Genomic DNA, 13288 nt, shown 5'->3' on the forward strand with positions numbered 1-13288 from the left:
TTGGACCTCGCCCAGCCATCCCTCCCGCGCGTCGTGATCCTCCGGTGGATGCTGGCCGAGGGTTGGCCGCTGTGCGGCCGCCCGTATCCCCTGCATGCTGACGACGGTGTTTTGGGGATGTTGGGGCCGCGGCCCTCGTTCGGATGAAGATCGAAAGCTGGTCGTCTGACACCGCGCCCGACAGAGCCGCCTGCCGCGCTGGCGGGACTCCTGCTGGGAGCCAGCCCCCTGATCCTGCCCGTGACCCCGCCGACCGGGCCCGTGCCCGGCACCTCCTGGGCGGGCTGCTCCGCGCGGGGACGGCCGTAAGGCTGGCCTGGGACAACGGGTGGGGTCACGTTTCGTCCGTCGGATTGGCCCCGGTGTTCATCGCTGCCGGAACGATGCGGACCGTTCCCGATGTGCGTGACGCGGCCCGCCTCCCTCGTGCGGCCGTAAGTCCCGCCACGCCCAGGGGAGTTCATCTGCTGCTCGCCGTGACGCGGCTGCGCCCCGGTGCGGGCCGTGGGGGCTCGTACCGGGGCGCAGTGGGTGGCTCAGTCGACGTGCCTGTCGACGAGCACCGACTTGAACTTGACCTCGGGCCCGACCTTGGTGTTCGCGGGAACAATCGTCTGCGTGCCTGCGCAGTCCTCTTCGGTGTAGACGGCGGCGTCGTCCAGCCGGTTGGGGTGCGGCATCGCGGACTTCAGGTGTGGCTGTCGGTCTTCCCGAGTGCCCAGGCGAGCACGGCCGCCGAGGCGGCGGTGAACAGGATCTGGCCCCATAGCGGTGTGATCAGCCAGTTGCAGCCGACGGCCAGGACGGCGGTGTAGGCGATCAGGATCAGGATCTTCGTGACAAGCGGCGGCACGGTCGGGGCCCCTTTCACTTCAGGAGGGACGAGAGGCAGGCGGCGGCGCCGGCTCCGGCCACGTTCACGGCGATCTCACGGGCCGCCTTCTTGTTGACCCGCCCCACCACGAGGGCCACCGCGCCCCCGACGCCCGCCCGTACCAGGCAGTCCTTCGCGGTCTTCGTCATGGGCTTGCCCTCCAGGGCCTTGCAGTACTTCGCCCGGTCCTTGCCCGACTTGCTCTTGTCGAAGTAGCAGTTGGCGATGTTGTACTCCTGCCGTACGTCCACCGCGTGCGCGGGTGCCGCCCCGGACACGATCGAGGCCAGCACCAGCGCGGACATGAATCTGATCTTCTTCACTGCATCCCTCATGCTCATCCCGGGCCGGGCTGAAAAGTGCCGCCCCGGTTGTCATGATCATCAAATACATGCAGGTCAGAAGGTATCCGCCGACCAGTGGAACTTCACCCCCGCCGACCGGCGGGGGCGGGCACCAGCCCGCCCGCGCGGTCACCCGGCTAAACTGAGTCAGGGGAACACCGAGTGAGCGGGTGGGGTGACCGGACGAAGGTGACGGCGTGATCAGCGTGGTGATCGTGGACGACGAACCCCTGACCCGCATCGGCATCCAGTCGGCCCTCGCCCCGGCGGACGACATCGACGTCACCGGCGCCGTGAAGGTGCGGGAAGCCGTCGCCGCCGTTCAGCGGCAAGAGCCCCACGTGGTACTCCTCGACAGCTGTACGCAGGACGCACCGATGCTGTCCGCGGGTTTCGGCAGCATGGACCACCCCCCGCACGTGTGCGTGCTCTCCCGCTTCCCCGACGAGGAGTACGTCGCCGTCGCCCTCGCCGCCGGGGCCCGCGGCTATGTCCTGAAGAGCACGCCCGCCGAGCAGTTCGCGCCGCTCGTCAGGTTCGTGGCAGCGGGCTGGACCATGACCTCGCCCCCGGTCAGCAACGCACTGACAGGGAGATTCCTCACCGGCCACGGCCAGGACCACGCGCAGGAGGAACTCAGATCCTTGACCACACGCGAACGCCAGGTGCTGGCACTGCTCGCGGACGGCCGCTCGAACCCGAGATCGCCCTCGCCACCCACCTGAGCCCGGCCACCGTCAAGGACCACGTGAGCACCATCCTCCGCAAACTGAACGTCCAGCGCCGCCTCCACGCCGCGCTCATCGCCCACCGCGCGGGGCTCGCCACCGTGCCCGACGGCGGGGCGGACAGCACCCCGTAGCCCCTGACGTCCCGAGGCCCTTAAGATCACGAATGGGTGGAGATTTTCACGGCAGTGCCCGGAAGCCCAAATCCCGCTCCCCGATGAGGGATTCGCCATCCAGGCCGTGAACGGCAGTCAGGGCACCCCCGTCTCCGGCCCCGGACCCGGCCCGAAAACCGGCTCCGGCTGTCAGGCGGCCTTGATGATCCCCGCATGACTGAAACGATCATCAAGGCCCACCGGTACGCCCTGGACCCCACCCCCGCCCAGACCGAGATCCTCCACCCCTACGGAAACGCCTCCCGCTGCGGCTTCAACTTCGCCCTCGGCATGAAGGTCGCCGCCTACGAACGCTGGCGCGCCGGCCGCAACCACCTCATGCACCAGGGCCTGACCAAGGCCCAGGCCACCAAGAAGGCCCCCAAGGTGACCTCAGCAGGGCGGATGTGGGACGGTGTTTCCCTTCTCTAACTTCCCCTGCATAGCGCTGGATCCCCGTTCCTGTCGAGCGATCACCTGGCCGCTGAGGCGACTTGCCGACGCAGCTGAGCCTTCCCCTTGATCGTGGACACCTGGAGACTGGGAACCGAGGTTCCAGAGGAAGAAGCGCCAGGTGGGAAGCAAGTACACGAAGCGGTACACCGAGGAGTTTAAGCGGGAGGCGATCGCGCTCGTCGATTCCTCGGGTAAGACGGTCACCGCCGTGGCCCGGGATCTGGGCATCAGCTCGGAGTCCCTGCGCGGCCGGCACCGCCAGGCCAAGGCAGACCGAGGTGAGGGTCGGCCCGGCGAGCTCACCACGGTCGAGGGGGAGGAGCTCAAGCGGCTGCGCAAGCTTGCCGCCGAGCAGGCCAAGACCATCGAGGTCCTGCGAAAAGCCGCGGTCTTCTTCGCGAAGGAGAGCGATTGGTGAACGATACGTGCGCGTTCATCGAGGCGGCGAAGACCACTCACGGCGTCGCTTTCCTCTGCCGGCTGCTGCAGGTGGCCCGTTCTTCTTTCTAGGCCTGGCGGTCGGCGGCGAAGTCCCGGACCGCCAGCCGGGCAGCTGGCCAAGCTCTGGTGCACGAGATCACCGTCCTCCATGTTGCCTCCCGCCATACCTACGGGGTGCCGCGCATCCATGCCCAACTGCGTTGCCTGGGGCGGTGCGTGAAGCCGCCCCTGTTCCCCACGTGCCCTGAGGGGCAGCCGGCTCGCGTAGCCGTTGGCAAGCCGAGTCCCGTTGTAGCCGCTGCCCAGAGTGCCCGCACGGATATCACTAGAAGCGCGTGTGGCAAGTCCAGAGCGATAAGGGTCATGACGGGTCTACGGCTTGGTCCGGGTAGACCGCCGCCACCTTACGACCGATCATGTTGCCCGCAGGGGAACGAAAGTTTCGACGAGATAGCCTCGGGGCTACCCGCATGAGTATCAGAAAGTGCCCGAACGGCCGAGGAACGACCGGACGGGCACGGCCCCCCGCGTAGCGATGAACGCCCTCTTCTGACGTGAGAATTGGCAGGGCCGACAACGTTCCGCCCTGCCTGAGCCGACCGTACCGCCAGCGAGAGGGCGTCCACCAGGCATGACATAGAAGGCTGACGGAACATCAAGGCGCCGTCATAATCAGCCGACTTGGGAGGTATTCTCCTGCGCTCGGGCTGCTGCGCCGGTGCTCAAGTATCGCGCGAGTTGAGACGGCGGCGGGTCTGACGAACGAGTTGGCGGGCGCGTCCGGCGGTCAGGACCGACCGCAGCGGTGCCAGGGGGCGAAGCGGTGTGCCGAGCAGGCGCGGGTCGAGGTACGGGACCCAGCCGGTGGCGCGCGGGTGGTAACGGGGTGGGCCGAGGCAGATGCGTTTGGTGACCACCCACCGGGTCTCCGGCCCACTGTTGGGACGAGTGGCATGAAGATGGTCGCCTGCGAAGAGCAGTAGGTCACCCGGGTTGAGCTGGACTTCCACCGGTTCGCCGACCGCTTGGCCGGGGAGCAGCCGTACCCCCTCGTGGAGCAGCGAGCGCCGATACGCCCCGGGCCAGATGAGCAGGCCGTTGTCCCGGCGGACCCGGCTGAGAGCCATCCAGAGGTTGACGGAGTTGACGGCGGTGTTGAACCACGAGTCCACGTGGGCGCCGGTCGGGATCATGAAGCCGGTGTATCCACCCAGTTCTTCTTCCCGGCCGTGGACAGTGGTCCTCGGGGGCATGATCCGTACCCCCAGGTGGTCGCTGACGTACACCTTGCGGCTCTGCGGCGGGAGCAGGCCGGCGAAGCGCAGCAGCAGATGATGTGCGGAGGGCCTGAGGCGACGGTCGAGGTCGTCGCGGACGGCGCGCAACTGATCGATGTCGGCGACGGTGTGGATGTGCTCCAACCCTCGCTCCGACACCTGCTCGGCGGCCTCCGGCGAGACGGCGGAGGCGATGGCCCCCAGTGCTTCCCGGGTCCATGATCCCGTGGAGGTGAGCTGTGCGAGACCGTCCCGGACGACCACGAGCCGGCCGTCGAGGACGTGGCGGAGATCGAGCTCGTCGAGTGAGCGGGGTGAGGTCACGGCGGGCAAGCTGCTTCTCCCTGTCTCAGGCCTGATGTCAGGCGGGCGGCCTGACGTCAGGCGGGCGGCTTGGAAGCACGGAGAGAGAAGGACAGAGGCATGGACGGCAGACCGTCCGGCAGCCGCCACCAGTAGTCGTCGTGCTCCACCATGCAGGGGAGCATCCGCCAAGCCACGAAGGGCCATTCGTGAAGGAACTCGACGGTCAGTCCCGCGGACGCCAGGCCACTGACGATCTCGCCGAGTGAGTGTCCCCAGGCGTATTCGACTCCCGGCACCTCCCGGTCCGGTACAGCTGTCGGACTGCGGTACTCGAAGGCAAGAGGCTCCGGCTCACCGAAATACGAGTAGCGGAGGCCTAATTCGGCCGTGTCGAGCCGGTTGTCGAGCATCCAGGCCGCGGGATGGGACTCGAAGACGTAGACGAAGCCGCCCGGTGCGATGAAGTGGGCGACGACCTCGGCCCAGCGGCGCAGATCGGGCAGCCAGCCCAGCACACCGTGGGAGGTGTACACGATGTCGAAATGGCCGTCCAGATGGTCGGGCAGCGCCAGGACATCCGCCTCCACGAAGACCGCCGTCGGGTCGATGTCGGCGGCCAAGGAACGCGCCGTCGCCACGCCCTCGGCGGCGAAGTCGACACCGGTCACCCGGGCACCCAGCCGCGCCCAGGAGAGTGTGTCGATGCCGACATGGCACTGCAGGTGCAGCAGCGAGCGGCCGCGCACCTCGCCGACCTCGGCACGCTCAAGTGCGCGCATCCGTGAACCGCCGGTCCGGAAACCGGCCAGGTCGTACTGGGTCGACGCGGCCTTCAACGGCGTCCACTGGCGCCACAGTTCACGATTCTGGCGCAGGTACGCCTCTGGGTCACGACCCCCACGGGGCAGGTCCGCCGCGCTCATACGGGCAGCTCGTACACGCTGACGTGGTAGTCGCTGCTGTCGGTGAACGGGACCCCGGACCAGCCGCCGAACCGCTGTCGCAGTCGCAGGCCGGCCACGGCGGCCATCAGGTCGAGTTCGCCCGCGGAGGCGTAGCGGAAGGCCACCCGGACGTGCCGGACCTCGCCGTCGTGGACGACCTTGTAGTCGGAGGTGTAGCGCTGGGTCGCCGGGTGGATCCGGCGGATACGCGTGACCGGGTCGCCGCCGGCCGCCTCGACGGGCTGGGCATCGTCCCCGGCTTCGGCGGCCAGGACCTCCGGGAGATGCGCGTCCAGGACGAAGAGCCCGCCCGGGAGCAACCGCGCCGCGGCCCGGGTCAGGCAGCGGATCTGCGCTTCCTGGGAAGTCAGCTCGCAGAACGTGCCGTTGACCACGTAGATCACCCCGAACCGGCCGTCGTGGTCCACATCGGAGAAGTCGCCGATGCTGATAGCGATGTCGGTTCCCCCGGACTTGGCGCGGAGTTGTTCGACCATGGCCTTCGCGGCATCGATACCGTGGAGGTCGTGCCCGAGCGCGGCGAGCGGAAGGGCTATCCGCCCTGTGCCGATGCCCAGTTCGAGTATGGGCCCTGCCGGTGCGGTCGCCGCCAGCCGGTCGAGCAGGGACACCGTCGCGTCGGTGGTGGCCGCTGGTGGGGTGAACCAGTCGTCGTAGTGGTCGGCCAGGTCCACGGCGTAATCGGGACTCGGGGGCATGCTGCTCCTCTGTGAGTGGTTCAGCCGAAGGGGTGCGGCGGAATGCGCGAGCCGAGGGGAGAGGCGGACGGCAGCGGCAGGGCGCCGGGGGCGATCAGCCGGACGACGGCCTGCCCGGATGCGGCGAACGCGATGGGGGTCGTGTCGACCGCGACCACGTCCTGGCCGGTGTGCTCGGAGAGCAGGCGCACGGGGTCCACCGGCCCGGGCCGTGTCGGGCACCGGTCCGCCGTGGTGTGCGGCAGCCAGCGCGCCATCGCGTCCTGGCAGCCGAGATACGTCCACACCGCGTGCTCGACCGCGGAGACCGGCCTGTCGCCGGGCAGGGACCGTACACGGACCCGTCGGGCCGCCGACGTGCTCATGCTCCAGCGCACCATGAGCGCCTCGTGGGCCGCGCGGGCGATGAGCTCCGCATCCTGCCCCGGAGGGCCGCAACGAGCACCGAAGGTCTGCTCGTTGTGCTCGGGCGTGTGCAGACAGACCGCGACGGCGTGGCAGCCGGGCGCGGGCAGGGTGAAGGCGGTCGCCCGCAGTCCGAGGTGCTCGCACACGCGGCGCAGGGGGAGGGGCAGTTCGTCGTGTACGGGACGGTGGCGGGGCGGATGCAGTGCCGGATCCTGCCAGCTCAGGCGGAGCAGATCGCGTTCGAGTGTCTCCCAGGCGGCATGCTCGACGGCGGTGCCCGGGTCGGGGTGGGCCGCGAGGCCCGTGGAGCCGGCCCGGTCGGGCGCCGCGCAACCCGTGGGCGGACGGTGCTGCAGGAAGGCCAGACCTGCCGGGACCAGTACTTCCGAACCGGAGAGCAGGGAGCGCCCGGTGACCCACAGCTGGCGCACGCTCCGGGTGGCCGGCCCGGACCAGGGCGCGGGGTCCAGGGCGGGAGCGCCTCGACGGACCAACTCGGCGTGATCGGCGACGAGAGCACAGGACTCCTCGGCGGCGCGGGCCGCCAGCACGTTGCCCAGGCGCTCCAGCAGCTCGCCGCGGGCCCGCAGGGCGACGTCGTCGGGGTGTGTCCCCGACGCGCTGCCGATCAGGACGTGGTCACCTCCGGCGCTGTCCGTGGCGGCGAACAGCGCGCTGCGGGCGGCGACCCGCCCGAAGAGCACCGCGGGTTCGCTGGGGAACGGTGCGAAGACCTGAGGCTCCCAAGAGGTGGGTATGGAGGGAGCTGCGGGCTGTGGCATCGGCGTGGCTCCGGGGTGTCGGGTCAGACGGCTGTGGTCCTCAGCAGGGCGGCACACTCCTCCAGCACGGTCAGCCCGTGTCCGGAGAGCAGTGATGAACGGTCCCGCAGGGTGCCGATGGCCTGCCGCGCCTGCTGCACCAGCAGGGCCCGGCGGGCGTCCAGCGCGTCCGCGGCCGTGGTGTCGCCGCCGAGCAGCAGCGCGTAGAGCGCGCTGCTGCGGGCCAGGACGACCATTTGCTGGAACAGCCCCGCCACGGGCCGGGGATCGGCGCGCAGGGGGGTGCGGACGGTATGTGCGGAGTCCGCGGCCGGGGTGAGGAACGGAGCGCTCAGCTGGGCGGCGTTGCAGCGGGTGTGGGTGCCTTCGTGCACCAGTGCCTCCGCGCACCGCACCGGACCGGGCAGCCCGCGGGGGCTGGTGCGCAGCCGCGACCGGTTGACGTAGATCGCGCCATGAGTGGCGAAGTCGGTGAAGCCGTCGATCGCCGGGCCTTCCAGGAGAGCCACTTGCGCGACCCCGATGCGCAGTTCGCTCAGCATCAGCGGCCAGGTGGCCGCCAGTCGCGCGGTGCTCTCGTCGAGCACGGCCCGTTCCTGTTGCTGCCAGGACGCCACGCGGGAGCCCTCGGGGGCGTCGGATCCGGCCGGCAGTGCGGACAGCGCGCGGGTCACCGATCGGACGAGGTGGGGGGACGGCTCCGCGGACGCCAGGCTCTCGCGGGCCTTGGCGTCACGCATGCTGCGCAGGATCGCCTGAGGAGCGAGTCCTGGCTCCTTCTGAAGGGTGAAAGCGGCGGCCACCACGGCGGGATGCGCCTGCGGCGGCGCAGGGAGTCCCGCCGCCGTCAGGACGGAACAGACCACTCGATGGACCGCTCCCTCATCTCGCACCGCCTCGTGCGTGTCGGGTGCTACTCGCAGCAACTGCTCACCTCCACGCGTTTCAGCTCCTTGCCCGGGTGAGGACTGGTGCCGTGTCCGACAGGGCCGGCCCTCCGGGGGACAGCGCCCCGCGCGCCGGGCGGCCGGCAACCCGCACGGTGAAACCGCCGGGCCGTGGGTCGGTGCGGTGAGCGCGCGGGGGCTCCGACGGAACGAACCTCGCCAGCAGGAGCACCGGCACGACGGGCGGGTGCGACCTGTCCGGACCGCTCAGTCCTCCTTCGGAATGTCGATCATGAGCGCGTACTCGGGGAGCTCCTCGGTGACCTGCTCGATGTCCTCGTTCTCCACGATGTCCTCCATGGCTGTGCTCGGGCCCGGCAGCGTCGGATGACGCCCCGCTCAGAAGTACCGCACGGCGAGGGGACGGCACACCACAGGCGGAGGCACGGCCGGTGCGGGAACCGGACAGCCTCGGATTTCCGTGCTCCGGTCCGCCCGCAACAGCCTCGAACAGGCGAACGGCGTTCCGGTGACCGGCTCTTGCCGATGCGCAAGTGACGCGTGGGGCGGCAGGCACTCTGTCGGAGCGCCAAATCTGGCTGGGACGAGCGGGGCCGGGCCCGACCGTGCGCTGCTGTGCGCCCCCGCATGCCACCGCCGCCCGGTGGGCGGGCATTGTGCGGGCGAGGCCGTGCTGCGCAGCATGGCTGTCCCTCACCAGCACCCCGGAGGCCCATCCAGTCATGCGGATCGCCTATCTCCACTCCGGCAGTATCCCCTCCGTCTACGCGAATGGCGTCCATGTCATGCGGATGTGCGATGCCTTGACCGACGCGGGGCACGAGGTGGTCCTCTACGCGCTGCCGGGGACCGTGCCCGTCGATGACGTGCACCGCTACTACGGCACCCGTAACCGTTTCGAGGTGCGGAGCATCGCCCAGCCCGCGTTACCGGGCCCGGGCGTATGGATCCGTGCCTGGCGGATCCGTGCCGACCTGCACCGAAGAGGTACCCCCGATCTGCTGTACGGACGAGACCTGCGCGCCCTGCTCGTCTCGTCGGGCCTGGCCCCTCTGGTGTACGAGACCCATCTGATGTGGCCGCAGCGGATCGTCCGGAGGATCGAGGGCGTCCTGTTTCGCAGAAGGAACCTGCGACGCGTGGTTTTTGTGTCCCAGGCGCTCGCCGACGACTACCGTCGCGCCTTTCCGGAGCTCGACTCGTCGCGGTGGGCGGATCTGGTGACGGCTCATGACTGTGCCGACCCCGCCCCGGCCGACGGGCCGGTGGCAGACCTGCCGGGCCGCCCGGAGGCACCGAAGATCGGCTACGTCGGTCATCTGTACCCGGGGCGCGGCACCGACGTCATTCTCGAACTCGCCGCCCGCGTACCCGAGGCCGACTTCCACCTGGTCGGCGGCACCGCGGCCGACCAGGCCCACTGGGAGAGCCGCTGCACACGCTCCAACGTCCACTTCCACGGGCATCTCCCGCCTGCCGAGCTGGCCCCCTACCAGCGTGCGTTCGACATCGTCCTGGCGCCCTACCAGCGCAGGACGTACTGTGCCGGGGGCGTGGGCGAGATCAGCCGTTGGGTATCGCCGATGAAGCTGTTCGAGTACATGTCCTACGGCAAGGCCGTCATCGCCTCGGATCTGCCGGTACTCCGGGAGATTCTGACCGACGGAGTCAACTGCCTGCTCTGCCCGCCGGATTCCGCCGAGGCCTGGGCGGCCGCGGTCAAGAGGCTCGTCGGTGACGTACAGCTGCGCGCCACCCTGGGCGGCGAGGCACGACGGCAGCTCCACGACCGGCACACCTGGCGGATCCGGGCCGACCGGGTGCTGGCCGGGCTCGGCGACACCACCGGGTCGCGGCCTTGACGCGGGCCGTGGTGACCGGCGCCGCCGGCTTCATCGGCTCCCACCTCTGCGCTCACCTGCTCGCGGCCGGTGACAGCGTCCTCGGTATCGACTTGCTCACCGACTACTACGACCCGGCACTCAAGGAACGAAACCTGCGCGACCTGATCCCGCACCCGTCCTTCGCCTTCCACCGCGTGGACCTGCTGGAAGCCGCTCTCGAACCCCTCGTCGACGGAGCGGACGTCGTCTACCACCTGGCCGGTCAACCAGGCGTACGGCCTTCATGGGGAAAGGACTTCGAGCTGTATGCCCGTCACAATGTGCTCGCCTCGCACAGACTCCTGGAAGCGGTGAAGGACCGACCGCTGCACAAGTTCGTCTACGCCTCCAGTTCCTCCGTGTACGGCGACGCCCCGGTCATTCCCACGGACGAGTCGGTGTGCCCCCGGCCGCTCACGCCGTACGGCGTGACCAAACTGTCGGCGGAACATCTGTGCGAGGTCTATCGCATCACCTTTGGCCTGCCCGCGGTGTCACTGCGCCTGTTCAGCGTGTACGGCCCACGGCAGAGGCCCGACATGGCCCTGGCCCGGCTGATCGAAGCGGCCCTGACCGGCGGGCCCTTCCCGCTCTACGGGAACGGCGAGCAGATCCGCGACTTCACCTACGTGCACGATGTCGTCACCGCGATGCGGGACGCGGCCGGTTCCTCCTTCACCGGCGTGGCCAACCTCGGCGGTGACGCCCCGGTGTCCATGAAGCACGCCATCGCGGCCGTCGAGCGTCTCGTCGGCCCGGTGAACCTGGAGCCACGGCCCGGCGGCCGTGGCGAGGCCCGGCACACCGCGGCCGACATCGCCCTGGCGGCGCGGGCGTTCGGATACCGGCCCCGCACGGAGCTGGATGAGGGTCTGGCGGCGATGGCCGACCGGACCGCCATCGATCTGGCGCATCGGCCCGAGTCCGGAGGTATTGGCCCGCGAGCTCCGTGGAGGGGTGTCACGTGACCGGTGGTATTCCCCTTGCCGCACCGCACCGCTCCCGTCCTGGTCCCAAGGTCTTCGGCATCGGCCTCTCGCGCACCGGCACCCGCTCGCTGACCGCCGCGCTGCGCACCCTGAGTTTCGACATCGTGCACTACCCCTCCGACCCCGCCACCTACCGGACCCTGCTCGCGGGCACCGGGCGCTTTCCGCTGCTGGCGGACCATGACGGGATCACCGACATCAGCGTGGTTCCGTACTACGAGGAACTCGACCTCGACTGGCCCGGAGCCAAATTCATCCTGACGGTCCGGGAGGAGCAGGCCTGGCTGCGCTCGTGCGCGACGCACTGGGCACGACCGGTGGACAGCAAGACCGACCGTGGCGAGGGGTATCGGGACATGCAGCGCTTCCTGCGCGCTGCCGTCTACGGGTGTCTCGAGTTCAACCCGGACCGTTTCGCCCGCGTCCACCGCCGCCACGTCGAGCAGGTGCTGCGCCACTTCGCAGGCCGGGACGACGACCTGCTCGTCCTCGACATCGCCGGGGGCGAGGGCTATGAACGGCTGGCCCCCTTCCTGGGCAGGGAGGTCCCCGACGGCCCCTTCCCGAACGTCAACCGGCCCTCGCCCGCCCGGGACCGGCCGTGAGCGGCGCGATCCGCACCCTTCCCGGTGACTGGTCACCGCCCGCCGGCCGTCCGGTCGACCTGGTGCTCCGCACGGTCGGTGAGCGCACCACCCACCTCGCTCTCGGCCTCGCGATCCGGCACATCCGCCCACGCCGGGTTCACATCGCGGAGAACATCCGGCCGCTCGCCCGTGCCGTGGACCGCCAGGTGTACATCGACCACGGCGACGCCTCGCACGTCGTCCACCTCGACGCCGACTGCCTGGTCCTTGAGGACATGAGGCCCTTCCTCGACGCCAACGACCTGGCGTACGTCGACTCCTTCGTGCACGACCGGTTCCGCGGCCGGGTCCACTGCGGGGTGCACATCACCCGGACCGACCTGGTCCGGGCGATGCGGGAGGTGGATGTCGAAGCGGAGGCACCAGCGGCGGGGCGCGGGCCGATGCTGCGGCCCGAGGCGTTCCGGCGGCACCTCGCCCGACGCCATCTCCAGCCCGATGTGCAGCTGAAGGGCTTCCACATCCTGCACGACCACTTCCAGCACTATCACGACATCTTCGCCAAGTACGCGCTGCGCGAGGTACGCAGCCGTACCGAAAGCGCACACGCGGTGCTGGAGTCGGCCCGGCTGCGCTGGGGGGACGACCCGGACTTCGTGGTCGCCGGAAAGGCGATACGGCACAGCCGCTCGGTGGTACCTGCGGATGTCACCCCGCACGCGCTGGGCCAGTACCTCGACGGCCTGCCCGAACTGGCGGCCCGCGTGGTCGGGGAGCTGCGCCTGCCCAGCCGTCCTCGGCTGACCATGGCCAAGGTCCGGAAGGCCGTGGCCCGCGCCCCGCAGACCCTTGGCCCCGCCGCCGACCGGCCCAAGGTGTTTTCCCTCGGCCTGCCCGGTACGGCGACCCGGAGCCTGGTCGAGGCCCTCCACCTGCTCGGTTTCGACCTCGCCCACTACCCCCTGGGCGCGGCGGACCTGGCGGCCCTGCGCCGCGGGGACGGTGACTTTCCGGCGCTGCGGCACTACGACGGCCTGACGAGCGTCTTCGCGCTCGCATCCCTGACGGCACTGGACGCGCGGTACCCGCGGGCACGGTTCGTCGTCACCGTACGGGAGACGGAGAGCTGGTTGCGTGCGGTCGAACGGATCTGGGACACGGACTGGCCGGCGAGGGCGCCCGCAGTCGAGCGGGCCGCCCACAGGGAGGCGGCGTATCTGTTCCGTACGCGGATCTGTGGCGGGGAGACCTTCGACCCGGTTCGATTGGCCCGGGTCTACCAGGAACAACTCGCCCGCGTACAGCGTCACTTCGCCCGGCGCCCCGGGGATCTGCTGATATTGGACATCGGCGCGGGCGAGGGCTGGGAGAAGCTCGCCCCTTTTCTCGGTCGGCCGGTTCCACCAGGCCCGTTCCCGAGAGTGTGAAATCCTCCGCCGCGCTGTCATCCGTACTGTCATCCGCACTTCCATCCGCACGTGGGGTTT

The 13288-nt window shown here is 69.9% G+C and carries 16 protein-coding genes; 8 read left to right on the forward strand and 8 right to left on the reverse strand.

The features are described from left to right. Positions 1-536: 536 nt before the first annotated feature. From ACZ5PB_RS09600 to ACZ5PB_RS09610, 3 genes are read right to left on the reverse strand one after another with little or no spacing between them, the layout of a single operon-like run. The gene (locus ACZ5PB_RS09600) at positions 537-680 is read right to left on the reverse strand and encodes a hypothetical protein (protein WP_468689359.1); all 144 of its coding nucleotides are present in this window, start codon (positions 678-680) and stop codon (positions 537-539) included. A gap of 8 nt (positions 681-688) precedes the next feature. Further along, positions 689-853, reverse strand: a complete 165-nt coding sequence (locus ACZ5PB_RS09605; protein WP_468689363.1) for a hypothetical protein — start codon at positions 851-853, stop codon at positions 689-691. 14 nt (positions 854-867) lie between these two features. Further along, entirely contained in the window at positions 868-1197 is a 330-nt protein-coding gene (locus ACZ5PB_RS09610; protein ID WP_468689365.1) for a hypothetical protein, read from the reverse strand. A gap of 218 nt (positions 1198-1415) precedes the next feature. On the opposite strand from ACZ5PB_RS09610, the gene ACZ5PB_RS09615 reads away from it, so the two are divergent. The 4 genes from ACZ5PB_RS09615 to ACZ5PB_RS09630 all read left to right on the forward strand — a co-directional run bounded on the left by ACZ5PB_RS09615 (position 1416) and on the right by ACZ5PB_RS09630 (position 2975). Next, a complete protein-coding gene (locus tag ACZ5PB_RS09615; protein WP_468689367.1) occupies positions 1416-1943 on the forward strand; it encodes a response regulator in 528 nt (175 codons plus the stop codon). 23 nt (positions 1944-1966) lie between these two features. Further along, on the forward strand, positions 1967-2080 hold the full coding sequence (locus tag ACZ5PB_RS09620; protein ID WP_468689368.1) for a hypothetical protein: 114 nt from the start codon (positions 1967-1969) through the stop codon (positions 2078-2080). Positions 2081-2275: 195 nt separating this feature from the next. Next, on the forward strand, positions 2276-2533 hold the full coding sequence (locus ACZ5PB_RS09625; protein ID WP_468689369.1) for a helix-turn-helix domain-containing protein: 258 nt from the start codon (positions 2276-2278) through the stop codon (positions 2531-2533). 142 nt (positions 2534-2675) lie between these two features. Next, entirely contained in the window at positions 2676-2975 is a 300-nt protein-coding gene (locus tag ACZ5PB_RS09630; protein ID WP_468689370.1) for a transposase, read from the forward strand. 745 nt (positions 2976-3720) lie between these two features. Here the strand turns inward: ACZ5PB_RS09630 and ACZ5PB_RS09635 are convergent. The 5 genes from ACZ5PB_RS09635 to ACZ5PB_RS09655 are packed head-to-tail and all read right to left on the reverse strand — an operon-like array spanning position 3721 to position 8300. Beyond that, a complete protein-coding gene (locus tag ACZ5PB_RS09635) occupies positions 3721-4599 on the reverse strand; it encodes a phytanoyl-CoA dioxygenase family protein (RefSeq protein WP_468689371.1) in 879 nt (292 codons plus the stop codon). A 56-nt stretch (positions 4600-4655) separates the two neighbouring features. Next, positions 4656-5504: a class I SAM-dependent methyltransferase gene (locus ACZ5PB_RS09640; RefSeq protein ID WP_468689372.1), complete on the reverse strand. Its 849-nt coding sequence runs from the start codon at positions 5502-5504 to the stop codon at positions 4656-4658. Beyond that, positions 5501-6244, reverse strand: coding sequence for a class I SAM-dependent DNA methyltransferase (locus ACZ5PB_RS09645; RefSeq protein ID WP_468689373.1), 744 nt, complete (start codon positions 6242-6244; stop codon positions 5501-5503). The genes ACZ5PB_RS09640 and ACZ5PB_RS09645 overlap by 4 nt, the downstream gene beginning before the upstream one ends. A gap of 20 nt (positions 6245-6264) precedes the next feature. Beyond that, the gene (locus ACZ5PB_RS09650) at positions 6265-7434 is read right to left on the reverse strand and encodes a YcaO-like family protein (RefSeq protein WP_468689375.1); all 1170 of its coding nucleotides are present in this window, start codon (positions 7432-7434) and stop codon (positions 6265-6267) included. A gap of 23 nt (positions 7435-7457) precedes the next feature. After that, complete coding sequence (locus ACZ5PB_RS09655; RefSeq protein WP_468689378.1) at positions 7458-8300, reverse strand: aKG-HExxH-type peptide beta-hydroxylase; 843 nt, start codon at positions 8298-8300, stop codon at positions 7458-7460. Positions 8301-9064: 764 nt separating this feature from the next. Between ACZ5PB_RS09655 and ACZ5PB_RS09660 the strand changes: the two genes are divergently transcribed. From ACZ5PB_RS09660 to ACZ5PB_RS09675, 4 genes are read left to right on the forward strand one after another with little or no spacing between them, the layout of a single operon-like run. After that, positions 9065-10204, forward strand: a complete 1140-nt coding sequence (locus ACZ5PB_RS09660) for a glycosyltransferase family 4 protein (RefSeq protein ID WP_468689380.1) — start codon at positions 9065-9067, stop codon at positions 10202-10204. Further along, complete coding sequence (locus ACZ5PB_RS09665) at positions 10201-11193, forward strand: NAD-dependent epimerase/dehydratase family protein (RefSeq protein ID WP_468689381.1); 993 nt, start codon at positions 10201-10203, stop codon at positions 11191-11193. The genes ACZ5PB_RS09660 and ACZ5PB_RS09665 overlap by 4 nt, the downstream gene beginning before the upstream one ends. Continuing rightward, positions 11190-11819, forward strand: a complete 630-nt coding sequence (locus ACZ5PB_RS09670) for a sulfotransferase family protein (protein WP_468689383.1) — start codon at positions 11190-11192, stop codon at positions 11817-11819. The genes ACZ5PB_RS09665 and ACZ5PB_RS09670 overlap by 4 nt, the downstream gene beginning before the upstream one ends. After that, positions 11816-13228 (forward strand): sulfotransferase, encoded by a 1413-nt coding sequence (locus ACZ5PB_RS09675; RefSeq protein ID WP_468689385.1) that lies wholly within the window; start codon positions 11816-11818, stop codon positions 13226-13228. The genes ACZ5PB_RS09670 and ACZ5PB_RS09675 overlap by 4 nt, the downstream gene beginning before the upstream one ends. The last annotated feature ends 60 nt before the right edge of the window (positions 13229-13288 follow it).

The organism is Streptomyces sp. NPDC032721 (assembly GCF_055579625.1).